The sequence below is a fragment of the Pseudoxanthomonas mexicana genome (genome assembly GCF_014397415.1).
Classification (GTDB): domain Bacteria; phylum Pseudomonadota; class Gammaproteobacteria; order Xanthomonadales; family Xanthomonadaceae; genus Pseudoxanthomonas_A; species Pseudoxanthomonas_A mexicana.
Window position 1 is genome coordinate 3,352,303 of record NZ_CP060731.1, and the last position, 22,762, is coordinate 3,375,064.

General features: G+C 67.2%; 17 protein-coding genes and 1 tRNA gene. 2 read left to right on the plus strand and 16 right to left on the minus strand.

Annotated features, from left to right (window positions below):
• Positions 1-23 precede the first annotated feature (23 nt).
• Together IAE60_RS15710 and IAE60_RS15715 are read left to right on the plus strand one after the other, a co-directional pair.
• Positions 24-1,895, plus strand: a complete 1,872-nt coding sequence (locus tag IAE60_RS15710; RefSeq protein ID WP_187572969.1) for a DUF1800 domain-containing protein — start codon at positions 24-26, stop codon at positions 1,893-1,895.
• A 9-nt stretch (positions 1,896-1,904) separates the two neighbouring features.
• On the plus strand, positions 1,905-3,386 hold the full coding sequence (locus IAE60_RS15715) for a DUF1501 domain-containing protein (RefSeq protein ID WP_187572970.1): 1,482 nt from the start codon (positions 1,905-1,907) through the stop codon (positions 3,384-3,386).
• A 150-nt stretch (positions 3,387-3,536) separates the two neighbouring features.
• On the opposite strand, the gene IAE60_RS15720 is transcribed toward IAE60_RS15715, so the two are convergent.
• The 16 genes from IAE60_RS15720 to nuoI all read right to left on the minus strand — a co-directional run bounded on the left by IAE60_RS15720 (position 3,537) and on the right by nuoI (position 22,761).
• Positions 3,537-4,679 (minus strand): NAD-dependent epimerase/dehydratase family protein, encoded by a 1,143-nt coding sequence (locus IAE60_RS15720; RefSeq protein WP_187572971.1) that lies wholly within the window; start codon positions 4,677-4,679, stop codon positions 3,537-3,539.
• 229 nt (positions 4,680-4,908) lie between these two features.
• A complete protein-coding gene (locus tag IAE60_RS15725; protein WP_187572972.1) occupies positions 4,909-6,174 on the minus strand; it encodes a CynX/NimT family MFS transporter in 1,266 nt (421 codons plus the stop codon).
• 402 nt (positions 6,175-6,576) lie between these two features.
• Positions 6,577-8,685, minus strand: coding sequence for a polyribonucleotide nucleotidyltransferase (gene pnp / locus IAE60_RS15730; protein ID WP_162108518.1), 2,109 nt, complete (start codon positions 8,683-8,685; stop codon positions 6,577-6,579).
• Positions 8,686-8,868: 183 nt separating this feature from the next.
• Positions 8,869-9,129: a 30S ribosomal protein S15 gene (rpsO, locus tag IAE60_RS15735; protein WP_162108519.1), complete on the minus strand. Its 261-nt coding sequence runs from the start codon at positions 9,127-9,129 to the stop codon at positions 8,869-8,871.
• A gap of 153 nt (positions 9,130-9,282) precedes the next feature.
• Complete coding sequence (truB, locus tag IAE60_RS15740; RefSeq protein WP_187572973.1) at positions 9,283-10,230, minus strand: tRNA pseudouridine(55) synthase TruB; 948 nt, start codon at positions 10,228-10,230, stop codon at positions 9,283-9,285.
• Positions 10,231-10,364: 134 nt separating this feature from the next.
• The gene (rbfA, locus tag IAE60_RS15745) at positions 10,365-10,733 is read right to left on the minus strand and encodes a 30S ribosome-binding factor RbfA (RefSeq protein WP_185896525.1); all 369 of its coding nucleotides are present in this window, start codon (positions 10,731-10,733) and stop codon (positions 10,365-10,367) included.
• A 2-nt stretch (positions 10,734-10,735) separates the two neighbouring features.
• Positions 10,736-13,381, minus strand: coding sequence for a translation initiation factor IF-2 (gene infB / locus IAE60_RS15750; RefSeq protein ID WP_185896526.1), 2,646 nt, complete (start codon positions 13,379-13,381; stop codon positions 10,736-10,738).
• Positions 13,382-13,523: 142 nt separating this feature from the next.
• A complete protein-coding gene (nusA, locus tag IAE60_RS15755; protein WP_185896527.1) occupies positions 13,524-15,035 on the minus strand; it encodes a transcription termination factor NusA in 1,512 nt (503 codons plus the stop codon).
• Between the two features lie 3 nt (positions 15,036-15,038).
• Positions 15,039-15,656: a ribosome maturation factor RimP gene (rimP, locus tag IAE60_RS15760; protein WP_187572974.1), complete on the minus strand. Its 618-nt coding sequence runs from the start codon at positions 15,654-15,656 to the stop codon at positions 15,039-15,041.
• Positions 15,657-15,826: 170 nt separating this feature from the next.
• A tRNA-Met gene (locus IAE60_RS15765) sits at positions 15,827-15,903 on the minus strand.
• A gap of 124 nt (positions 15,904-16,027) precedes the next feature.
• A complete protein-coding gene (nuoN, locus tag IAE60_RS15770) occupies positions 16,028-17,491 on the minus strand; it encodes an NADH-quinone oxidoreductase subunit NuoN (protein ID WP_187572975.1) in 1,464 nt (487 codons plus the stop codon).
• 9 nt (positions 17,492-17,500) lie between these two features.
• Positions 17,501-19,012, minus strand: a complete 1,512-nt coding sequence (locus tag IAE60_RS15775; protein WP_185896530.1) for an NADH-quinone oxidoreductase subunit M — start codon at positions 19,010-19,012, stop codon at positions 17,501-17,503.
• Between the two features lie 61 nt (positions 19,013-19,073).
• Positions 19,074-21,290, minus strand: coding sequence for an NADH-quinone oxidoreductase subunit L (nuoL, locus tag IAE60_RS15780; RefSeq protein WP_187572976.1), 2,217 nt, complete (start codon positions 21,288-21,290; stop codon positions 19,074-19,076).
• A 16-nt stretch (positions 21,291-21,306) separates the two neighbouring features.
• On the minus strand, positions 21,307-21,612 hold the full coding sequence (nuoK, locus tag IAE60_RS15785; protein ID WP_056881218.1) for an NADH-quinone oxidoreductase subunit NuoK: 306 nt from the start codon (positions 21,610-21,612) through the stop codon (positions 21,307-21,309).
• A complete protein-coding gene (locus IAE60_RS15790) occupies positions 21,609-22,262 on the minus strand; it encodes an NADH-quinone oxidoreductase subunit J (RefSeq protein WP_187572977.1) in 654 nt (217 codons plus the stop codon). The genes nuoK and IAE60_RS15790 overlap by 4 nt, the downstream gene beginning before the upstream one ends.
• A gap of 10 nt (positions 22,263-22,272) precedes the next feature.
• Positions 22,273-22,761 carry an NADH-quinone oxidoreductase subunit NuoI gene (gene nuoI / locus IAE60_RS15795; protein WP_162108528.1) on the minus strand — a complete coding sequence of 163 codons (489 nt, stop codon included), beginning with the start codon at positions 22,759-22,761 and terminating at the stop codon, positions 22,273-22,275.
• Position 22,762 lies beyond the last annotated feature (1 nt).

A 22,762-nucleotide genomic window follows, 5' to 3' on the forward strand; every position in this document is an offset into this window, starting at 1 on the left:
CTGGGGAACGTGGGAAACACCGCATGGCGCGCTATACCCTTCCGTGGCGCCGGTTCGCTGCGCGCGGGCCCGTCCGCCGCACCGCGGCCGGCCCGGCCCTCCGCACCGGCGCGGAGACCGACGCACCGGTGCTGCGGCGCAAGGCCGACCTCACCGCCCAGGTCCGCCAGCGACTGAACCGCCTGTACGGCTGGAAAGGCGGCGAACGGGCCAGCCCCAAGGACACGACCCCCGCGCCTGAAGCCGTCGCCGCCGCCGGCGGTGGCCGCGTGATGATGGGCCAGTCCCATCCGCGCCTGCTGACGATGGCGCGACCACCTTTCGCGGTGCAGGCCCTGAACCACCTCAGCTACGGCGCCACCGCCGCCAGCGTCGCCGAGTTCAACGCGCTGGGCAGCACCGACCGCCAGCGTCTGGCCAACTGGGTCGACTGGCAGCTCGACTGGAACGCCATCGACGACAGCGCGGTCACCAACCGCCTCAACGCTGCCGGCTACACCACGCTCAACAAGTCGCTGACCCAACTGTGGGCCGACCATGTGGTGCCGGACCCGGAGTACAGCGTACGCATGCGCCCGGCCAACGAGGTGCAGCGTGCGGCGTTCGTGCGTGCGGTGTATTCGCGCCGGCAGCTGCGCGAGGTGCTGGTGAACTTCTGGCACGACCACTTCAACGTGCTGGGTACCGACTTCAGCGTCGGTCCGGTGTTCGTGCACTACGACCGCGACGTGATCCGCGCCAACGCCAAAGGCAACTTCCGCACGATGCTGGAAGGCGTGGCCCAGAGCACGGCGATGCTCTACTACCTGGACAACATCAACAATTCGCGCTCGGGCCCGAACGAGAACTTCGCCCGCGAGCTGCTGGAGCTGCACACCCTGGGCGCGGAGAACTACCTGGGCTTCATGGACCCGTTCCAGGTGCCGCCCTGCCCCGAGGATCCGGCCTACCCCATCGGCTACACCGACATCGATGTGTACGAGACCTCGGCCGCCTTCACCGGCTGGTCGGCGAAGAACGGGCACTGGCAGTTCCCCAGCGAGAACGACGGCACCTTCGTCTACCGGCAGTCGTGGCATGACGCCGGCCCGAAATTCCTGCTCGGCATGCTGATCTATCCCGAACAGCCGGCGCTGAAGGACGGCCGCGACGTGCTGGACCGGTTGGCCAGCCATCCGCGCGTGGCCAAGTTCATCTGCAAGAAGCTGATCCGCCGCTTCATCAGCGATACGCCGAAGCAGGGGCTGATCGACAGCGCCGCCGCGATCTTCCGCGCGAACTGGCAGGCGCCGGACCAGATCGAACGGGTGATGCGCCACATCCTGAACTCCGATGACTTCATCAACAGCTTCGGCCAGAAGAACCGCCGCCCCTTCGATGCCGCGGTGGCCGCGATGCGCACGCTGGGCGGCGACTGGACGTTACGCCCGGACCACGGCAGGAGCGACGAGTTCATGTGGCTGTACGGGTTCACCGGCCACGCGCCTTACAACTGGCCGGCACCGAATGGGTACCCGGACACGGGTCTGGCATGGTCGGGCTCGAACTCCTTCGCGATGACCTGGCGCGTGCTGGGCTGGCTGACCGAGACCAAGGACGGTGAGGTACCGCTGCATCCGATCGTCGACACCACGCGTGCCAACGTGCCGGTCGCCAACTGGACGGCCAACAACCTGGTGACCTGGTGGTGCACGCGCCTGCTGGGCTACCAGCCGGAAGCCGCGCGCAAGCAGGCGCTGGTGGCGTTCATGGCGCAGAACGGCGACCCCAACACCTACGTCATCACCGACACCAATGCGTGGCAGGGCAGCGACCTGAAGCGGCACTACAACCACGAGCGCCTGCGCAGCCTGGTGGCGCTGATCCTGATGACTCCCGAATTCATGAGCCGCTGAGGGCCCGCCATGCGCGATCTACGACTGACCCGACGCGAATTCGTCAAAGGCTGCGGCAGCGCCGCCATTGTCGGTGCCACCGGCGGCACGCTGATGTTCGCCGATCCCGTCGACGCGGCAGTGAACAGCTACGACACCGTCGTGCACCTGTTCCTGCGCGGTGGCCTGGATGGCCTGAACCTGGTGGTGCCCACCGGCGGCGCGGACCGTGGCTTCTACGAAGAGGCGCGACCCAGCCTGCAGATCGCCACCAGCGGTGCCTACGGGGCATTGCCGCTGCTGTTGGCGAACGGTGTGGACACGGGCTTCGGACTACATCCCTCCGCGACCGGCCTGCGCGACCTGTGGAACGACGGCAAGCTGGCCATCGTGCACGCCTGCGGCATGGCCACCACGGTGACGCGCAGCCACTTCGACGCGCAGCTGTACATCGATCTGGGCACGCCAGGGAAGTATGGCTCGCCCACGGGTTGGATGACGCGCGCGTGGGAAACGCGTCCGGGCGGCACCGGCACCCTGCCCGCCCTGGGCGTCAGCGGCACGCAACCGGCGGGCCTGATGGGCGCCGTGGACGCGCTGACGATGAGCAGTCCCTCCGACTTCTCGCTCAATACCACCGCATGGAGCTGGCAGCGAACGCGATCGGATTCGCCCGCCGGGCTGCGCGGCGTGGCCGAGACGGTAGCATCGCTGTGGAATGGCCAGACCGGCATGGAGATCACGGGCCGCCGGGCCGATGGCGCGCTGCGCCTGATCGGCCAGCAGGGCTACGCCAGCCTGCCGGCGAGCTGGCCGACCGGCACCTTCGCCCAGCAGCTGTGGACCATCGCGCAGTCCATCCGCTTCGACCTGGGCCTGCGCTACGCCACGCTCGATCTGGGCGGCTGGGATACGCATGAAGGTCAGGGCACCGCGGGCAGCGGTTACCACTACTACCAGAACAAGATCAACGAACTGTCCGCCGCGCTCGCCGCGTTCTACACCGAACTCAATGGCACGGGTGAGATGGCGCGGGTGACGGTGGTGGTGCAGTCCGAATTCGGCCGCCGCGTGCGCGCCAACGCCAACGGCGGCACCGACCATGGCTACGGCAATCCGATGCTGGTGCTCGGCGGCGCGGTCAACGGGCGCCGGTTCTACGGCAGCTGGCCGGGCCTGAATCCGGAAACGCTCTCGCCCACGTTCGGCGACGTGCCGGTGACCACCGACTACCGCCGCGTGATGTCGGAAATCCTCATCCGCCGCATGGGCAACGCCAACCTAAGCCAGGTCTTCCCCGGCTACACCGGCTACGCGCCGCTGGGCATCGTGCAGGGCACCGACCTGGCGCCGAAGCTGGAGGGGGCCGCCATCGCGGCGTCGATCCCATCGCTGGTGGCGCCCGGTACAGGCACCCCGACCGCGACCGATAACGCCGCCACCGAACGTGTCGTGCCCGACTGGCAGCGTCGTGGGCCGGTGGACCGCATGCTGGTGCGACGGGAGCGTTGAATCACCGCCTGCAGGACGGGCTTCAGTTCCGAGCCGTCACTGCAGGCGCGATGTCGTCCACGGATCGGGGCGCCTGCATGCTGCGCGGACGTCTACGATCCGGCCGGCAGGCATCGGGGCTGAAGCCCCTCCCGCGCGGCAGCGATGTCATCACCCCTTCCGCGCGTGCCACGCCTTCAGCAGCTCGGCTTCTTTCTCGCGGGTGATGCCGGCGCCCAGTTTGGCCTGGCGTTCGGCGGGCAGGCTGTGGAACCACGCCAGCAGGTCCTGCACGGTGGTCGCCAGCGGGCGGAAGGTCAGTCCGGCCGCGATCGCGCGTTCGTTGCTGACTGCGCCATAGCCGGCATACGGGTTGTCCTTGGACGGCACCCAGATCGGCAGGCCGACCTGCTGCTCGTCCAGGAACGCCGGCGACACGTGGGTCAGCGTCATGCCGCCGCCGGTGACCGCCTGGCAGCCGTACAGCATGGCGTCCATCGACAGCGGGTAATCCGGACCACAGGCGTTGAAGGTGCCGGTCGTGCCGACCTCGGCCAGGCGGATCATCCATTCGCCCAGGTCGCGACCATCGATGATCTGGATGGGATCGTTGCCATCGCCCGGCACCAGGATCTCGCCGCCCTGCGCCACGCGGTGCGGCCAGTAGGTGAAGCGGTCGGTCTCGTCGCGCGGGCCGACGATGTAGCCAGGGCGCACGATGGTGACGTTCTTGCCGAACTGCTTGTGCGCTTCGGCTTCGCTCAGCGCCTTCAGCGGACCATAGAGGTTCTCGATGTCGGCACGCAGGGTCTGCTGCGTTTCGGCCATCGCATCCTTGCCCTTGTACTGCGCCAGCGGCGAGTTCTCGTTGATGCCCGGCTTGCTGCCGTCGGCATACACCGAGATGGTGGAGATGAAGAGGTAATGGCCCACGTTGCCCTTCAGCACCTGGCCGGCATCGCGCACCCAGAACGGCAGGCTGGTGGGGTTGTCGATGCAGACGTCCCACTTGCGGCCTTTCAGCGCGGCGAGATCGCCGGTGTTGCGGTCGCCGTGCAGTTGCTCGACCGCGGCCGGCCACTCCGGCGACGGGCGCTTGCCGCGGTTGAACAGGGTGACCTTGTGTCCGCGCTTGAGCGCGTACTCGACCTGGAACGGGCCGGTGAAGCCGGTGCCGCCGAGGATCAGGATATTCAGCGGCTTGGCCGCCTTGCCCACGGGCTTGGCTTCGCCAGCAGCGGTGGCGAACGACGGCAGCGCGGCCGCGGCGGCGGCCATCGCGCCCAGCTTGAACAGGTCACGACGGGTGGTCATGCGGTGCTCCCCAGCGGTGTCAGGAAACCGACTAGATAGCACCGCCCCGACCGGCAAGCCCCTGCCGGAAGTCGTTATGACTTCCTGTGAACCAGCGATGGGGGGGCCGCGGGGGCCGAGCCAGCTCGGCAGACCGCAGCGCGTAGGATGGGTGGAGCGCAGCGATACCCATCAAGGAGCACTTTGAGGCCACGATGATGGGTATCGCCTACGGCTCAACCCATCCTACCTACGCATGCCAGGTGTCTTCCAGATACCGCGGGCGGCATGCCAGGTAACCGCCGACCAGCAGCACACCGACGCAGGCCGCAAGAAATGCCATCGGCAGGGTCCAACCGTGCGTACGTTCGTGCAGCAGGCCGAACGCCAGCGGTCCCGCGCAGGACAGCGTGTAGCCCACGCCCTGCATGAAGCCGGACAGCGCGGCGGAACCTTCCGGTGTGCGCGTGCGCAGGTTGATCAGGGTCAGCGCCAAGGGGAACGTGCTGGGCCCCATGCCCAGCAAGGCCACCCACAGCGCGGGCGCCGCCATTGGTGCGAGCAGCAGGCCGGCGAATGCGGTGGCATAGAAGCCGGCGCAGACTACGACCACGATGAAGGGGTTGCGCATGCGCACCGCGATCAGCGGCATCGTGAGCGAGGCCACCAGACCCAGCGCGGAGAACAGCGCCACCATCGTGCCGCCCAGAGCGGGTGTGCCGCCGGCTTCGACCAGCAGCTTCGGCAACCAGGTGAACATCGAGTACGTCACCAGCGAGGTCATGCCGAACATCAGCGCCATGCCCCAGGCTACCGGCGAGCGCCACGCGCGGCCGGCAGGACGAGGCGCAGCCAGTTCGGGCGCTTCGTCGTCGACGGTGACGGCGGCATCGTGCACGCGCGCCAGGGGCGAGGCCGTGCTGCGTTCCTGCCACAGCACCAGGCACCACGGCACTGCCGACGCTGCGGCGAACACCGCCCACAGTCCCAGCGAGATGCGCCAGCCCGCGGCTTCCATCACCGGCACCGCGACCAGCGCCGGCAGGATGGTGCCCGCCTGCAGCACGGTGATGTACAACGTGCTGACCGTGCCCACGCGATCGGCGAAGTAGCGCTTCACAAGCGGCGGCAGCACGATGTTGCCGATGCCCATGCCCGCCAGCGCGGTGAGCGAGGCCGCCATCAGCGCCGTCGTGTCGCCCGCCGCACTGCGCAGCAGCAGGCCCAGCATGGCCAGCAACATCGCCAGCAGCGCGGTCCGTTCCAGGCCCATGCGGTGCGCCAACGCCGGCGTTGTGACACCGAACAGCGCGAACGCCGCCGTAGGCAGCATGCCGAACACGCCCGTCATGGTCGCGCCGAAACCGAACGTATCGCCCAACGTATCGAGCAGCGGCGTGAGCGAGGTCACCGCAGTGCGCAGGTTGAAGGCGGACAGCACGATGCCGAGCAGCACCAGCCCGCGGCCGGACCAGAGAGATGCTGGCGCGGCCGCGCGTGTATTCGACGAATTCATGACCGCCATTATCGTCGACGGCACGTCGGCATTCTTCGCATGCACGAAGACGCTGTGTCCTGCGCGATCGTCGATGGCGTGAATCCTTCTCCCCGCCTGCGGGGAGAAGGTGGCCGAAGACCGGATGAGAGGCAACGAAGCCAAGGCACTCAACAGGACGCCAGCCGAACCGACCGAGGGGAGAGCAGCACGCGACGCATCACGCACGATGAAACATCGCGGCTCCGGCATTGCCCCTCAGCCGCCCCCGTATCAGGTACGGGTCAGACTTTTGGCGCCCTATCCCCGCACGCAGGGAGAGGGAAAGAGCCCGCAACATCGCTCCATGGAGGTGTTCGGCACCACCAAAGAAAAAGCGGGCCGAAGCCCGCCTTTCCGTCACGCCTTGCGATGTCGTGCGGCTTACTCGGCCGACACGCCCTCGCCTTCTTCCACGGCCTTGATCGACAGGCGGATGCGGCCCTGCTTGTCGACTTCCAGCACCTTGACCTTGACCACGTCGCCTTCCTTCAGCGCGTCGCTGACCTTCTCGACGCGGTCGTTGGAGATCTGCGACACGTGCACCAGGCCGTCCTTGCCCGGCAGGATGGTGACGAACGCACCGAAGTCCATGATCTTGGCGACCTTGCCTTCATAGATGCGGCCCGGCTCCACGTCGGACGTGATCTGCTCGATGCGGGCCTTGGCGGCCTGGCCGGCGGCGCCGTTGACCGAGGCGATGGTGATGGTGCCGTCGTCCTGGATGTCGATTTGCGTGCCGGTTTCCTTGGTGATGGCCTGGATCACCGAACCGCCCTTGCCGATCACTTCGCGGATCTTGTCGGGGTGGATCTTCATGGTGATCAGGCGCGGCGCGAACTCGGACAGCTCGGCGCGCGGCGTGGTGAGCGCCTTCGACATCTCGCCCAGGATATGCAGGCGGCCCTGCTTGGCCTGCGCCAGCGCGGCCCGCATGATCTCCTCGGTGATGCCGTCGATCTTGATGTCCATCTGCAGGGCGGAGATGCCCTCGGCGGAACCGGCCACCTTGAAGTCCATGTCGCCCAGGTGGTCTTCGTCACCCAGGATGTCGCTCAGCACGACGTAACGGTCGCCTTCCTTCACCAGGCCCATCGCGATGCCCGCGACCGGCGCCTTGACCGGCACGCCGGCATCCATCAGCGCCAGCGAGCTGCCGCAGACCGAAGCCATCGAGGAGGAACCGTTGGACTCAGTGATTTCCGAGACCACGCGGATGGTGTACGGGAACTCTTCCATCGTCGGCATCACCGCCAGCACGCCGCGCTTGGCCAGGCGGCCGTGGCCGATCTCGCGGCGCTTGGGCGCGCCGAAACGGCCGCACTCGCCCACCGAGAACGGAGGGAAGTTGTAATGGAACAGGAAGTGTTCCTTGTACTCGCCGCTGACGGCGTCGATGATCTGGCCGTCGCGCGCGGTGCCCAGCGTGGTGACCACGATGGCCTGCGTCTCGCCACGGGTGAACAGCGCCGAGCCGTGGGTACGCGGCAGCACGCCGGCCTTCACGGCGATCGGGCGCACGGTGTCCAGCGCGCGACCGTCGATGCGGACCTTGGTGTCCAGCACGGAATCGCGCATCGTGCGGTATTCCAGTTCACCGAACTCCTTCGACAGTTCGGCCTTGTCCCAGCCTTCGGATTCCATGCGGCCGGCCAGCTGCTCGGTCACGTCCTTCTTGATGGCGGCGATGGCGTCGCGGCGCTGCAGCTTGTCGTGGATCTTGAAGGCTTCCACCAGCTGGCCACCGACGGCTTCCTTCAGCGCGGCGATCAGGGCGGTGTTCTTGGCCGGGGCGACCCAGTCGGACGGCTTGGTGCCGGCTTCGACGGTCAGCTCGTTGATGGCGTTGATGACCTTCTGCATCTCGCGGTGACCGAAGGTCACGGCGCCCAGCATCACGTCTTCCGACAGCAGCGCGGCTTCGGATTCGACCATCAGCACGGCGCCGCTGGTGCCGGCGACCACGAGCTCAAGCTGCGATTCCTTCAGCTCGGTGGCGGTCGGGTTGAGGATGTACTGGCCGTCCTTGTAGCCGACCTTGGCGGCGCCGATCGGACCCTGGAACGGGGTGCCGGCCAGCGACAGCGCGGCGGACGCGCCGATCAGGGCCGGGATGTCGCCGTCCACTTCCGGGTTGAGCGAGATCACCTGGGCGATGATCTGCACTTCGTTCTTGTAGTCCTCGGGGAACAGCGGGCGGATCGGACGGTCGATCAGGCGCGAGATCAGCGTTTCCTTCTCGGTCGGACGGCCTTCGCGCTTGAAGAAGCCGCCGGGGATGCGGCCGCCGGCATAGAACTTCTCGACGTAATCGACGGTCAGCGGGAAGAAGTCCTGCCCTTCGCGCGCGCTCTTGGCGGCGACGGCGGTGACCAGCAGTACGGTGTCGTCGACGTTGACGATGACGGCGCCGCTGGCCTGGCGTGCGATTTCGCCGGTCTCCAGGGTGACGGTGTGCTTGCCGTACTGGAAGGTTTTGGTGATCTTTGCCACGTGGTTTCCTTGGGGATGCCTTGTTCGGGTTGGACCGGGCGCGACCCTTGCCGCGCGCGGGTGGCCGGGGGTGCCGGCCGGTGCTTCAGCGTGTGCGGGCCCGGTGCGGCCCGCGGGTACAGCGCATTCCGTTCCCTGAAATGCAAACCGCGGCGCATCTCTGCGCCGCGGCGGGGTCTTGCATCAGCGGCGCAGACCGAGCTTTTCGATCAGGGCCTTGTAGCGCTCGTTGTCTTTGCGCTTCAGGTAGTCCAGCAGGCTGCGGCGGCGGTTGACCAGCTGCAGCAGGCCACGACGGCTGTGGTGGTCCTTCTTGTGGGTCTTGAAGTGGCCGCTGAGGTGCTCGATGCGGGCGGTCAGCAGAGCGACCTGGACTTCCGGGGAGCCGGTGTCGTTGGCGCCGCGGGCGTTGTCGGCAATCACTTTCTGGGTATCGACGGACATGGTGTTCTCTCGTTGGATGCGTGACCTGCAGGAACGCGGGCTGTCCTCCGCGCGCACCGCCTGGTTCGCCGTTGATGAAGCTGGGGAATGATGCAGAGGCCGGTATGAAACCGGCGGCGTAGTGTAGCCGCCAGCCCCTTTTGAAACAAGGTTTTATTGGCTGCCGGCCGCCGGGATGGCCGCCTGCGCGGTCCAGGTGAACAGACGCTGCGGCGCCAGCACGCCCGTCGGGTCGACCGTCGCCAGCCCCAGCACGCGGCCATCCGGGCCATGCACGGCCACGGGTCCGTCGCTGGGCGGCTGCCCGCGCAGACGCTGACCCTGGCCGAGCCGGCGGGCATCTTCGGCATCCACGTCCACCCGGGGGAACCCCGCCAGGCCCGCCTCGATGGGCAGCAGGCAGGCGTCCAGGGCCGCCTCGCCCCTTTCCCGAGCCAGCGTCTGCAGCGCTTCCAGGGTGAACATGCGGGGTTCCCTGAACGGCTCCACCCAGAGCCGGCGCAGCACCCCGACATGAGCACCGCAGCCCAGCGTCTCGCCCAGGTCACGGACCAGGCTGCGCACGTAGGTGCCGGAGCCGCACTCCACCCGCAGGGCGATGCGACCGGGCGCGATGTCGAGGAGGTCGATCGCGTGGACCTCTACCTCGCGCTCGGGCGCTTCGATGGCTTCGCCCCGGCGCGCCTTGGCGTACAGCGGCTCTCCCCCCTGCTTGAGGGCCGAATAGATGGGCGCACGCTGGCGGATGCGGCCCAGCAGCGGCGCCAGCGCCGCCTGCACAGTCGCCCTGTCCAGCGGCGGGACGGGACGCTCGCGCAGCGGCATGCCGTCGGCATCGTCCGTATCGGTGGTGGTCCCGAGCACGGCGACGGTGTCGTAGGCCTTGCGCGAACCCAGCAACAGGCCGGCGATCTTGGTCGCTTCACCGAAGCACAGGGGCAGCAGGCCTGTGGCCAGCGGATCGAGGCTGCCGGTATGGCCGCCCTTCTCCGCACGGAACAGCCGCCGGGCCGCCTGCAGGGCGGCGTTCGAGCTCATGCCCTGCGGCTTGTCCAGCAGCAGCAGGCCATCGAGGCGACGGAAGTGGATGCGTCCTGCCATGCGGTCTCTCGGGTACATCGTTGGGCGTGGGGGCGAAATCGTAGGGTCGAGCCTGCTCGACTCCCTTGTATCGCCGACGCCCGGAAACCGGCCCGAAGGGCAGCGGAGCGAGCTCCGCCCTACCGCCCGACCTGTCAGGCTTCGTCGTCGGCCGGAGGCGGCGGCAGGTCGCGCAGCAGGTTCTCGATGCGTTCGCCGCGATCGACGGAGTCGTCGTAGTGGAAGTGCAGCTCCGGCACGTGCCGCATCTTCACGCGGCGCGCCAGCTCCATGCGCAGGCCCCAGGCCAGTTCCTTCAGGCCCTTGACCGCTTCCACAGAACGTTCGGGCATGAGCGCGGTGACGAACACCTTGGCATGCGCCATGTCGCGGGTGACTTCCACGTCGGACACGCTGACCGACGGCAGACCGTGCTCGCGCACGGCCTCGTGCACCAGCGTGCCCAGCTCGCGGCGGAGCTGGGCGGAGACGCGGTCGGTGCGATGGAACGACTTGGTCGGCATGATCAGAGCGTGCGCTGCACTTCGATGCGCTCGAAGCACTCGATCTGGTCGCCCGGCTGGACGTCGTTGTAGGCCTTCACGCCGATGCCGCACTCGGTGCCGTTGCGCACTTCGTCGACGTTCTCCTTGAAGCGTCGCAGCGATTCCAGTTCGCCCTCGAACACCACCGTGCTGGCGCGCAGCACGCGGATCGGCTTGTTTCGCTTGACCGTGCCCTCGACCACCATGCAGCCCGCGACCGCGCCGAACTTGGAGCTGCGGAACACGTCGCGCACTTCGGCGATGCCGATGATCTCTTCGCGGATCTCCACGCCCAGCAGACCCGATGCCACCTGCTTCACCTGGTCGATCACGTCATAGATGATCGAGAAGTAGCGCAGGTCCACGCCGTTGGCTTCGATGATGCGACGCGCGGAGGCGTCGGCACGTACGTTGAAGCCGATGACCGTGGCCTTGGAGGTGACCGCCGAGTTGGCGTCGGACTCGGTGATGCCGCCCACGCCGGAGCTGATGATGTTGATGCGGATCGATTCGTTGGACAGCGCGGTCAGCGAATGGCGCAGCGCCTCCACCGAGCCCTGCACGTCGGCCTTGATGATCAGGTTGAGGCTGAGCTGGCCTTCGCCCTTGCCCAGCTGCGCCATGATGTCTTCCATGCGGCTGCCGGCGGACTGGACCAGGCGCGACTCGCGGCGCTTGGCGTCGCGCTGCTGCGCCACGTCCTTGGCCAGGCGCTCGTCCTCGACCACCACGAAGTCGTCGCCGGCTTCGGGCACGCCCGACAGGCCGAGCACCTGCACGGGGATGGACGGGCCGGCCGAAGGCGGCTGGCCGCCGGTCTCGTCGAACAGCGCGCGCACGCGGCCGTATTGGATGCCGCACACCAGGTAATCGCCCTTCTTCAGGGTGCCCTGCTGCACCAGCACCGTGGCGACCGGGCCGCGGCCCTTGTCCAGCGAGGACTCGATGACCACGCCGCTGGCGCGACCTTCTTCCACGGCCCTCAGCTCGAGCAGTTCGGCCTGGATGGAGATGGCATCCAGCAGGTTGTCCACGCCCTGACCGGTCTTGGCGGAGATCTCCACCATCTGGGTGTCGCCGCCGAAGTCTTCGGCGACCACTTCCTCGGCCAGCAGCTCGTTCTTCACGCGCAGCGGGTCGGCATCGGACTTGTCGATCTTGTTGACCGCCACGATCAGCGGCACCTTGGCCGCCTTGGCGTGCTGGATGGCTTCGCGCGTCTGCGGCATGACACCGTCGTCCGCAGCCACCACCAGCACCACGATGTCGGTCAGCTTGGCGCCACGGGCACGCATCGCGGTGAACGCGGCGTGGCCCGGGGTATCCAGGAAGCTGATGACGCCCTTCGGGGTTTCGACGTGGTAGGCGCCGATGTGCTGGGTGATGCCGCCGGCTTCGCCGCTGGCGATCTTGGTGCGGCGGATGTAGTCCAGCAGCGAGGTCTTGCCGTGGTCGACGTGGCCCATGATGGTGACCACCGGCGGACGCGCGACCTTCTCGCCCTGCTGTTCCTCGGCGTGCGCCAGCAGTTCGCTTTCCACGTCGTTGGCGTCGGCGCGGATCGCCTTGTGGCCCAGTTCCTCGGTCACCAGCACGGCGGTGTCGTGATCGATGGTCTGGGTGATGGTGGCCATCACGCCCATCTTGAACAGCGCCTTCACCACGTCGCCGCCCTTCAGCGCCAGCTTCTGCGCCAGGTCGGCCACGGTGATGGTGTCGCCGATGGACACTTCGCGCACCACCGGCGCGGTCGGGCGTTCGAAGCCGTGCGCACCGCCACCGCCACGGCTCTGTTCATGGCGACGGGGGGGCTTGGACTTGCCGCGCGACGCACCACGGCGCGCGCGATCGGCGGCCGACAGGTGCAGCTGGCCGGCGAAACGGCTGGTGCTGTCGTCGTCCTCGACGCCGGCCACCATCACGTGCGAACCGCGGGTCTTGTGCTTGGCGGCGGCCGCGTTGCGGTCGTCGGCACGCGGCGGATCCTTGCGCACCACCTGCTTGGGCACGTGGTGGCCCGGCGTGGCGGCACGGGCCGGACGGGGCGACTCGTCCCCATCCACGGCGGTGGCGCCGGCGGCCAGCGCGGCAGCCTCCGCTTCGGCCTGCGCGCGCGCAGCTTCGGCTGCGGCCCGAGCCTCGGCTTCCTCCTGCCGACGGCGCTCGAGTTCTTCGGCGCGCTTGGCGTCTTCCTGGGCCAGACGCCGCTGTTCGTCGAGATTGCGCTGGCGGGATTCCTCCAGCTTGCGCAGGATCTCGGCGCGCTCCGGATCGGCTTCGCTCTGCCAGTTCGTAGCGACGGACTCCGCGTCGGTCGGCTTCACATAGGTGCGCTTCTGGCGCACCTCCACGGCCACCGTGGTCTTGGTGCGGCCGGCGGCGACCGTCACTTCCTGCACCTTGCGACGGTTCAGGGTGATCTTCTTGGGCGCAGCCTCATCCGTCGCGGCATCGCTCTTGCCGTGCGAGCGCTTGAGGAAGCCGAGCAGCTTCACTTTTTCCATGCTGGTCACGACCTGGTCGGGACCGCTGAAGCTCATGCCGGCCTCGGCCAGCTGCTCCAGGAGTTTCTCGACCGGCGTGTTGACCAGTTCAGCGAGCTTGCGGATGGTGGTTTGCTGCGACATTCGGATCCTAGGTTTCTTGTTGCGCCCCCCTGGCGGTGGAGGGGCAACCCTTTTCGAGAGGGGGGATTCTAAGCCCTGCGGGTGCCAGGGCGGTGTTCATGGGTGGCTCATGCGCCGCGTCCCGGGCGGGCCCGGGCGGCGCTCATGCGCCACGCTCCAAGCGGGCGATTTCCTCGGCGCGGGCGGCCAGGATCAGCGCGGCGGCGCGCGCCTCGTCCAGGCCCTCGATACCGAACTCGACCACTTCGTCGGCGGCCAGGTCGGACAGGTCCTCGCTGGTGCGGACGCCGTGCGAGGCCAGCGCGAATGCGGTTTCCTCGTCCATGCCTTCCAGCGCCAGCAGGTCCTCGGCCGGATGGTCGTCCTCCAGGCCTTCTTCCTCGGCCAGCGCCTCGTTCAGCAGGGCGTCGCGGGCGCGCGAGCGGAGCTCCTCGACGATGTCCTCGTCGAAGCCTTCCACGGCCAGCAGTTCGCCGACCGGGACGTAGGCGATTTCCTCGACCGTGCTGAAACCCTCGGCGACCAGGATGGCGGCGATTTCCTCATCCACTTCCAGCTTGTCCATGAACAGCTGGCGGGCGACGGCCTGTTCGGCCTCGCTCTTGGCCTGCACCTGGTCGGCGGTCATGACGTTGAGCTGCCAGCCGGTCAGGCGGCTGGCCAGGCGCACGTTCTGGCCGCCCTTGCCGATGGCCTGCGCCAGGCGGTCCTCCGCCACGGCCAGGTCCATCGAATGCTTCTCTTCATCGACGATGATCGACTGCACTTCGGCAGGGGCCATCGCGTTGATGACGAAGGTGGCCGGGTTGTCGTTCCACAGCACGATGTCCACGCGCTCGCCGTTGAGCTCGTTGCTCACGGCCTGCACGCGCGAGCCGCGCATGCCGATGCAGGCGCCGATGGGATCGGTGCGGGTGTCGTGGGCCAGCACGGCGATCTTGGCGCGGTCGCCCGGATCGCGCGCGCAGGCCTTGATCTCGACCAGGCCCTGGCCCACTTCCGGCACTTCCAGCTTGAACAGCTCGATCATGAACTCCGGGGCGGCGCGGCTGATGAACAGCTGCGGGCCGCGCGGTTCGTAGCGCACGTCGTACAGGTAACCGCGCACGCGGTCGCCGGCGCGCAGCACGTCGCGCGGGATGCCCTTGTCCTTCGGGATGAAGGCCTCGGCGTTGCCGCCCAGGTCCACGTAGATGTTGCCGCGCTCGGCGCGCTTGACCACGCCGGTGACCAGCTCGCCCACACGATCCTTCCACGCATCGACCACCTGCGCGCGTTCGGCTTCGCGGACGCGCTGCACGATGACCTGCTTGGCGGCCTGGGCGGCGATGCGGCCGAAATCGGGGTTCTCGATCTTCTCTTCGATCCAGTCGCCCACTTCCGCGCCTTCGGCCTCGTCCTCGGCGTCCATCAGGCGGATCTGGCGATCGGGCGATTCCATCACCACGTCGTCGGCCACCACTTCCCAGCGGCGGAAGGTCTCGTAACTGCCATCCTTGGGATCGATGGCGACGCGCACCTGCACGTCCTGGTCCAGATAGCGCTTCTTGGCGGCGGAAGCCAACGCGGCCTCGATGGCCTCGAAGATGACTTCGCGCGGCACGCCCTTCTCGTTGGCCACCGCATCCACGACCAGCAACAGTTCCTTACTCATTGATCACTCCGCGCGCGGCTTGCGGGCCGCCGGTTGGTTGGGTTTCTTCTTGGCTTTGCCGGCCGGGGCACGCTTGGCGCCGCCAGCCTTGGCACCGGCCTTGCGGCCGGCACCGGATCCGGGTTTTTCGGGCGCCAGGCCCAGCGCCGCCCAGTCGGGGACCAGGCGCGCCTTGTCGATATTATCGAACGCCACCACTATTTCGGCGCCGTCCACGACGAACACGATGCGGTCGCCTTCGATGCGGGCGATGGTGCCCTGCAGGCGGCGACGGCCGTCCTGCGGCAGCTTCATCACCACCTTCGCCGACTCGCCTGCGAAGCGGGCGTAATGCTCCAGCCGGAACAGCGGCCTGTCCACGCCGGGCGAAGAGACTTCCAGCGTGTAGTTGCCGGAAATCGGATCTTCCACGTCGAGCTGCGCGGACACTTCGCGGCTCACCGCCTCGCAGTCCTCGATGTTGACGTGGCGGGTATCGCGTTCGGCTTCCTGCACATCGATGTACAGGCGCAGCGTGGCGCCACCGGGTGCCGGCAGGTACTCGATGCCCAGCAGCTCCACGCCCAGGGACTGGACGGTCGGTGCCAGCAGGTTGGCGATGTCGTTGGCCTTCTCGCTCACGGATTCGATGCCGTTGTCGGGGATGGTGCGGTACGGGTCGCGAAAACAGACAAGGGGCCCGATGGGCCCCTTGTCCGATACGCTGGATGTCGGTGCAACGACGGGAACATGCGTCGTTGCGTGCCCAGGTTCTTCGTCGGCCGCCTGATGAGGGCGGCCTCGGATAAACATGGTAGCGGGGGCAGGATTTGAACCTGCGACCTTCGGGTTATGAGCCCGACGAGCTGCCAGACTGCTCCACCCCGCAGCAGAGGCGAGATTATGATGAATGCGCCGATTTATTGCAAGCCTTGCGGACTATCGGCGTGGGGCATCGCGTTCATCGCGCGTTGCCGGCCCTGGGTGGACCGGCGGTTCCCCGGGTAACGTGATCAGCCTGCGAACGCCAGCTTGCACCACGCCATGATCGGGTTCCAGGCGATGCCCAGCGCCAGCAGCGCCAGCGCGTTGACGCCGAACACCAGCGGCACCACGCGATCCTTGCGCGCGGGCGGGATTTCGCCCACGGGTTCGTCGAAGTACATCACCTTGATCACGCGCAGGTAGTAGAACGCACCGATCACCGCGCACAGCACGCCGACGATGGCCAGCCACAGGAAACCGCCGTTGACGGCCGCGCCCAGCACCACCAGCTTGGCCCAGAAGCCGAGGAACGGCGGCACGCCGGCCAGCGAGGCCATCACGCACAGCACCAGACCGGCCTGCCACGGATTGCGCGCATTCAGGCCCTTGAAGTCGTCGATCCGGTCGGCTTCGAAACCCTGGCGCGACAGCACGATGATCGCGCCGAACGCCGCCGCCGACATGATGGCGTAGCTGATCGCGTAGAACAGCGCGGCGGAGTAACCGACTTCACCGCCGCCGGCGAAGCCGACCAGCAGGAAGCCGACATGCGACACCGTGGAATACGCCAGCATGCGCTTGAGGTTGGTCTGCGCGATCGCGATGACGTTGCCGATCACCAGCGATGCGGCGGCCAGGCCGGCCAGCAGCCACTGCCACTGCGCCGCGGCCGGGCCCACGCCGTCCTGCAGCAGGCGGAACGCCATGCCGAAGGCGGCCAGCTTCGGCGCCGCGCTGATGAACAGCGTCACCGGCGTCGGTGCGCCCTGGTAGACGTCCGGCAGCCACATGTGGAACGGCGCCGCGCCCAGCTTGAACGCCACGCCCGCCACCATGAACACCACGCCGGTGAGCAGCAGCAGGCGCTGGTCGCCGCCACCGCCAAGCGCGGTGCCCGTGGCGTCGAAGATCGCTGGCAGGTGCAGCGAACCGGTCGCGCCGTACACCAGCGACATGCCGTACAGCAGCAGACCCGAGGCCAGCGAGCCCAGCACGATGTACTTCATCGCCGCCTCGGTGGCCAGCCCGTCGTCGCGGTTCAGCGCGACCAGGGCATACGAGCACAGCGCCAGCAGCTCCAGGCCCAAGTAGACCATGACCAGGCTGCCGGCGGACACCATCATCATCATGCCGGCGGTGGCGAACATCACCAGCACCGGCGCCTCGCCCGGATACAGGTTCCGCTCGCGCAGGTACGGCCAGCCATAGACCAGCGACAGCGCACTGACCGCGACGATCACCACCTTGCTGACATCGGCCAGGGTGTCGCGCACGAACATGCCGCTGAACACGCTGCCCTGCCCGCCCACGCCCGTGGCCAGCATCCAGACCACGGCGACCATGACGACCAGCGCCAGTGCATGGGTGATGAAACGGCGGGCGTTGTCCAGGAACAGGTCGAGCATCAGCAGGGCGAACGCCCCCGCGATCAGGGTCAGCTCGGGCAGCAGCGGCTGCAGGTCGGCGGCGGAGATGGGCATCGGCGTCGTCATGGTTCTTCCTTACAGCTTGCTGTTGGCGAGCTGCATCGCCAGTTGCGCGATCGACGGCTCCATCAGGTCCGTCAGCGGCTTGGGATACACGCCCAGCGCCAGCACGCAGGCGGCGAAACCGCCCAGCACCAGCGCCTCGCGCAGGGACACGTCCTTCAGTTCGGCCACGTGCGCATTGGCCACGTCACCCAGAATGACCCGCTTCACCAGCCACAGCGTGTAGGCGGCACCGATCACCAGCGTGGTGGCGGCGAAGAAGGCGATCAGCGGATGCTGCTGGAAGCTGGCCAGGATCACCATGAACTCGCCGACGAACCCGCTGGTGCCCGGCAGGCCGGAATTGGCCATGCCGAACAGGATGAAGAACGCGCCGAACCAGGGCATCGTGTTGATGACGCCACCGTAGTCCTTGATCATGCGGGTGTGCATGCGGTCGTAGAGCACGCCGACGCAGGTGAACATGGCGCCGGAGATGAAACCGTGGCTGATCATCTGCACCATCGCGCCCTGCAGGCCCAGGCGCGCGCCGTCCAGGTTGCCGTAGTCGCGCACCAGGCTGAAGGCGATGAAGATGCCCAGCGTCACGAAGCCCATGTGCGAGACCGACGAATAGGCGATCAGCTTCTTCATGTCGTCCTGCACCAGGGCCACCAGGCCCACGTACACCACCGCGATCAGCGACAGCACGATGACGAACATGGCCCACTCGTGGCCGGCGTCCGGCACGATTGGCAGGCTGAAGCGCAGCAGGCCGTAACCGCCGATCTTCAGCGCGATCGCCGCCAGGATCACCGAGCCCGCGGTCGGGGCCTCCACGTGCGCATCCGGCAGCCAGGTGTGCACCGGGAACATGGGGATCTTCACCGCGAACGCGATCAGGAAGGCGAAGAACAGCCACGTCTGTTCCTTCGCGGTCAGCGGCATCGCGTACAGGTCGGCCAGCTGGAAGCTGCCGCCCTTGATGTACAGGTACACCAGGCCGACCAGCATCAGCACCGAGCCCAGGAACGTGTACAGAAAGAACTTCAACGACGCGTAGATGCGGCGCGGACCGCCCCAGACGCCGATGATCAGGAACATCGGGATCAGCATCGCCTCGAAGAACACGTAGAACAGCACCGCATCGCTGGCCGCGAAGATGCCATTGGTCAGGCCTTCGAGGATCAGGAACGCGGCCACGTACTGGGCCACGCGCTTGTTCACCGACCCCCACGCGCCGGCCAGCGTCAGTACCGTGATCAGCGTGTTGAGCAGCAGCAGGGCGACAGCGATGCCATCGGCGCCCAGGTTGTAGTGGATGTCGAAGCTCGGGATCCAGGCGTGGCTCTCGATGAACTGCAGGCCCGGATTCGCATAGTCGAAACCGCTCAGCAGCCCCAGGCTGAAGACGAAGGTCAGCACCGCCACGGCGAAGCCCAGCCAGCGGGCCGCGCCGGCGCGGGCATTGCCCAGCGCGAGCACCAGCGCGCCACCCAGGATGGGCAGCCAGATCAGAACACTAAGCAGGGGCCAGTTCGACACGTTGTGGTATCCGTTGAGTTCTTCGCCAGGACGTCCCGCGGGGTGCGGTCACGTCAGGTCGTTACTGCCAAAACTTGATGACCGCGCCCAGCAGCAGGATCAGGCCGACGATCATCGCGAACGCGTAGTGGTACAGGTAGCCGGACTGGGTCTTGCGCAGCAGCTGCGCGCCCAGGTCGACCAGCTTCGCCGTGCCGTTGACCGCGGCGCCGTCGATCACGTGGCTGTCGATCGCGCGCGACACCTTGCCCAGCTTGACGCCGCCGCCCGCGAAGCCGCTGATCCACAGGTGGTCGGCCCAGTACTTCTTGTCCAGGATGTTGGTCAGGAAAGCGCCCACCGTGCTGTTGCGGATCTTGCCCGGCAGTTCCGGCTTGAAGAGGTACAGGAAGGTGGCCAACAGGAAACCGCCGAGCGCCAGCCAGAACGGGGGCATCTGCATGCCGTGGATCGCGTAGCCGACGGGCCCGTGCCAGAACTCTTCCTTCAACGACATCACGGTGTCGCGCGCCGAGATGGCCGTGGTCGGATCCAGGCGCAGGAAGTCGATCGCGCCCAGGAAGAACGGCGTGGCCTCGTGATGCCCGGTCCAGTCCGTGCCGAACAGCATCGGGCCGATGGTGAAGAAGCCGATGAAGATGGAGGGAATCGCCAGCAGCACCAGCGGCACCGTCACCACCCACGGGGACTCGTGCGGCTCGTGCGCACCGTGGTGCCCATGACCGTGGTCATCGTGCGCATGGTCGTCGTGCCCGTGGGCATGGTCGTCATGCGCATCGCGGAAGCGCTCCTTGCCGTGGAACGTCAGGTACAGCAGACGGAAGCTGTAGAAGCTGGTGACGAACACGCCCAGCAGCACCGCCCAGTAACCGTAATTGGCGATCCATTCGCTCGGGCCCTGGTAACCCTGCGCGGCCATCACGCCCATCTCGGCCACCTTCTCGCCCACCTCGTGCGCCACGTGCTGGTGGTGCTTGGCCGCCTCGATGATGGTGTCCTTCGAGTAGAAGCCGGAGAAGAACGGGGTGCCGACTAGGGCCAGCGTGCCGATCAGGCTGGTGATCCAGGTGATGGGCATGTACTTGCGCAGACCACCCATCTTCCGCATGTCCTGCTCGTGGTGCATGCCGATGATGACCGAGCCGGCCGCGAGGAACAGCAGCGCCTTGAAGAAGGCGTGCGTCATCAGGTGGAACACGGCCGCCGAGTAGGCCGACACGCCCAGCGCTACCGTCATGTAGCCCAGCTGCGACAGCGTGGAGTACGCCACCACGCGCTTGATGTCGTTCTGCACGATGCCGATCAGGCCGGTGAACAGCGCAGTGGTGGCGCCGATGAACAGCACGAAGTCCAGGGCCGTCTGCGACAGCTCGAACAGCGGCGACATGCGCGCCACCATGAAGATACCGGCGGTCACCATGGTCGCGGCGTGGATCAGCGCGGAGATCGGGGTGGGACCTTCCATCGAATCCGGCAGCCACACGTGCAACGGCACCTGGGCCGACTTGCCCATCGCGCCGATGAACAGGCAGATGCAGGTCAGCGTGGCCATCGACCAGATCACCGGCTGGTCCAGCACCTGCCAGGTCTGGCCGAAAAGCGACACGGCGCCGCTCCACACCGGCACGGCCTTGCCCGCCAGCAGCGTGGCGTTGGCGAACACGGTGGCGTAGTCCAGCGTGCCGAACATCAGCAGCACGCAGCCGATGCCCAACAGGAAGCCGAAGTCGCCCACGCGATTGACCAGGAACGCCTTCATGTTGGCGAAGATCGCCGTGGGCCGCTTGAACCAGAAGCCGATCAGCAGGTACGACACCAGGCCGACCGCTTCCCAGCCGAAGAACAGCTGCAGGAAGTTGTTGCTCATCACCAGCATCAGCATGCTGAAGGTGAACAGCGAGATGTAGCTGAAGAAGCGCTGGTAGCCCGGGTCCTCGGCCATGTAGCCGATCGTGTACAGGTGGACCAGCAGCGACACGAAGGTCACCACGACCATCATCATCGCCGTCAGCTTGTCGATCATGAAGCCGACGTGGCCGGTGTAGTTGCCGACCTCGAAGAACGTGTACAGGTTCTCGTTGAACGGCGACGCGCCCTGCACCACGAGCTGGTACAGCACCCAGCAGGACAGCGCGCAGCTGACCGCCACGCCCAGGATGGTGGCCGTGTGCGCACCCGCGCGGCCGACCAGGCGGCCGAACAGGCCGGCGATGATCGAGCCCAGCAGCGGCGCCAGCACGATGGCCAGCAGCACGTTCTTGGAGAGGAGGACTTCCATACCGGTCATCGGTGCATCAGCCTTTGAGCGTATCGACTTCGGCCACGTTGATCGTGCGCCGCGTGCGGAACAGGGTGACCAGGATCGCCAGGCCGATGGCGGCCTCGGCCGCGGCCACGGTGAGGATGAAGAACACGAAGATCTGACCGGCGGCGTCGCCCAGTTCGCGCGAGAAGGCGACGAAGTTGATGTTGACCGACAGCAGCATCAGCTCGATCGACATCAGCAGGACGATGACGTTCTTCCGGTTCAGGAAGATGCCGGCCAGGCTGATGCAGAACAGCACCGCGCCGAGCGCCAGCAGATGGCCTACGGAAATCATGCCTTGCCCTCCCCTTCCGCCGGCGCACTGGCCGGCACGTCACGCACCGGCTTCTCGGCCGGCATGGACACCATGCGGATGCGGTCGCTCGCCTTCACGCGCGACTGCTCGGCCGGGTCCTGCGCCTTGGTGCCGGTGCGCTTGCGCAGCGTCAGCATCACCGCGGCCACGACGGCCACGGTCAGGATGACGGCGGCGAACTCGAACGGCAGCAGGAATTCGGTGAACAGCGTGCGCGCCAGCCAGGCGGTATTGGATACCTCCGCGGCGCCCGATGCGGCATTGTCCGGGAACGGCGTGGCCGTGCGCGCCTTGATGCCGATCAGCACCAGCATCTGGCCCAGCATCACCACGGCGACCAGCAGGCCGATCGGGAGGAACTTCACCCAGCCCTCGCGGATCTTCACGATGTCGATGTCCAGCATCATCACCACGAACAGGAACAGCACCATCACCGCGCCCACATAGACGAGGATCAGGGCCACGCCCAGGAATTCGGCGCCCACCAGCAGCCAGGTGCAGGCCACCGAGAAGAACGTCAGGATGAGGCACAGCACGGCATGCACCGGGTTGCGCACGCTGATCACCGCGCCGGCGGCGACGACCGCGACGGTGGCGAAGGCGTAGAAACTGATCAGGACCCAATCCATGCTTCGGACCTCAACGGAAGGCGGCGTCGGCGGCGCGGCGCTCGGCGATCTCGGCTTCCAGCCGGTCGCCGATCGCCAGCAGCTGCGGCTTGGTGACGATGTTCTGCCCGCGCTTGTCGAAGTGGTACTCCAGCACGTGCGTTTCCACGATCGAGTCCACCGGGCAGCTTTCCTCGCAGAAGCCGCAGTAGATGCACTTGAACAGGTCGATGTCGTAGCGTGTGGTGCGGCGGGTGCCGTCCTCGCGCGGGGCCGAGTCGATGGTGATCGCCAGCGCGGGGCACACGGCCTCGCACAGCTTGCAGGCGATGCAGCGCTCCTCGCCGTTCGGATACCGGCGCAGCGCGTGCAGGCCGCGGAAGCGCGGCGACTGCGGGAACTTCTCCATCGGGTACATCAGCGTGTACTTGGGCTTGAAGGTGTACTTCAGCGTCAGCCACAGGCCCTGGAGCAGCTCCAGCAGCATCAGGCTCTTGAAGTAGTGCACAACCTTGCTCATG

Coding starts and splice junctions, on each gene's coding strand:
- IAE60_RS15715 (WP_187572970.1), top strand. CDS start 1,905: ATGCGCGATCTACGACTGACCCGACGCGAATTCGTCAAAGGCTGCGGC.
- nuoI (WP_162108528.1), bottom strand. CDS start 22,761: ATGAGCAAGGTTGTGCACTACTTCAAGAGCCTGATGCTGCTGGAGCTG.
- IAE60_RS15710 (WP_187572969.1), top strand. CDS start 24: ATGGCGCGCTATACCCTTCCGTGGCGCCGGTTCGCTGCGCGCGGGCCC.
- rbfA (WP_185896525.1), bottom strand. CDS start 10,733: ATGCCGACCAAGTCGTTCCATCGCACCGACCGCGTCTCCGCCCAGCTC.
- nuoK (WP_056881218.1), bottom strand. CDS start 21,612: ATGATTTCCGTAGGCCATCTGCTGGCGCTCGGCGCGGTGCTGTTCTGC.
- nusA (WP_185896527.1), bottom strand. CDS start 15,035: ATGAGTAAGGAACTGTTGCTGGTCGTGGATGCGGTGGCCAACGAGAAG.
- IAE60_RS15790 (WP_187572977.1), bottom strand. CDS start 22,262: ATGGATTGGGTCCTGATCAGTTTCTACGCCTTCGCCACCGTCGCGGTC.
- IAE60_RS15725 (WP_187572972.1), bottom strand. CDS start 6,174: ATGAATTCGTCGAATACACGCGCGGCCGCGCCAGCATCTCTCTGGTCC.
- IAE60_RS15720 (WP_187572971.1), bottom strand. CDS start 4,679: ATGACCACCCGTCGTGACCTGTTCAAGCTGGGCGCGATGGCCGCCGCC.
- nuoN (WP_187572975.1), bottom strand. CDS start 17,491: ATGACGACGCCGATGCCCATCTCCGCCGCCGACCTGCAGCCGCTGCTG.
- nuoL (WP_187572976.1), bottom strand. CDS start 21,290: ATGGAAGTCCTCCTCTCCAAGAACGTGCTGCTGGCCATCGTGCTGGCG.
- infB (WP_185896526.1), bottom strand. CDS start 13,381: ATGTCGCAGCAAACCACCATCCGCAAGCTCGCTGAACTGGTCAACACG.
- rpsO (WP_162108519.1), bottom strand. CDS start 9,129: ATGTCCGTCGATACCCAGAAAGTGATTGCCGACAACGCCCGCGGCGCC.
- truB (WP_187572973.1), bottom strand. CDS start 10,230: ATGGCAGGACGCATCCACTTCCGTCGCCTCGATGGCCTGCTGCTGCTG.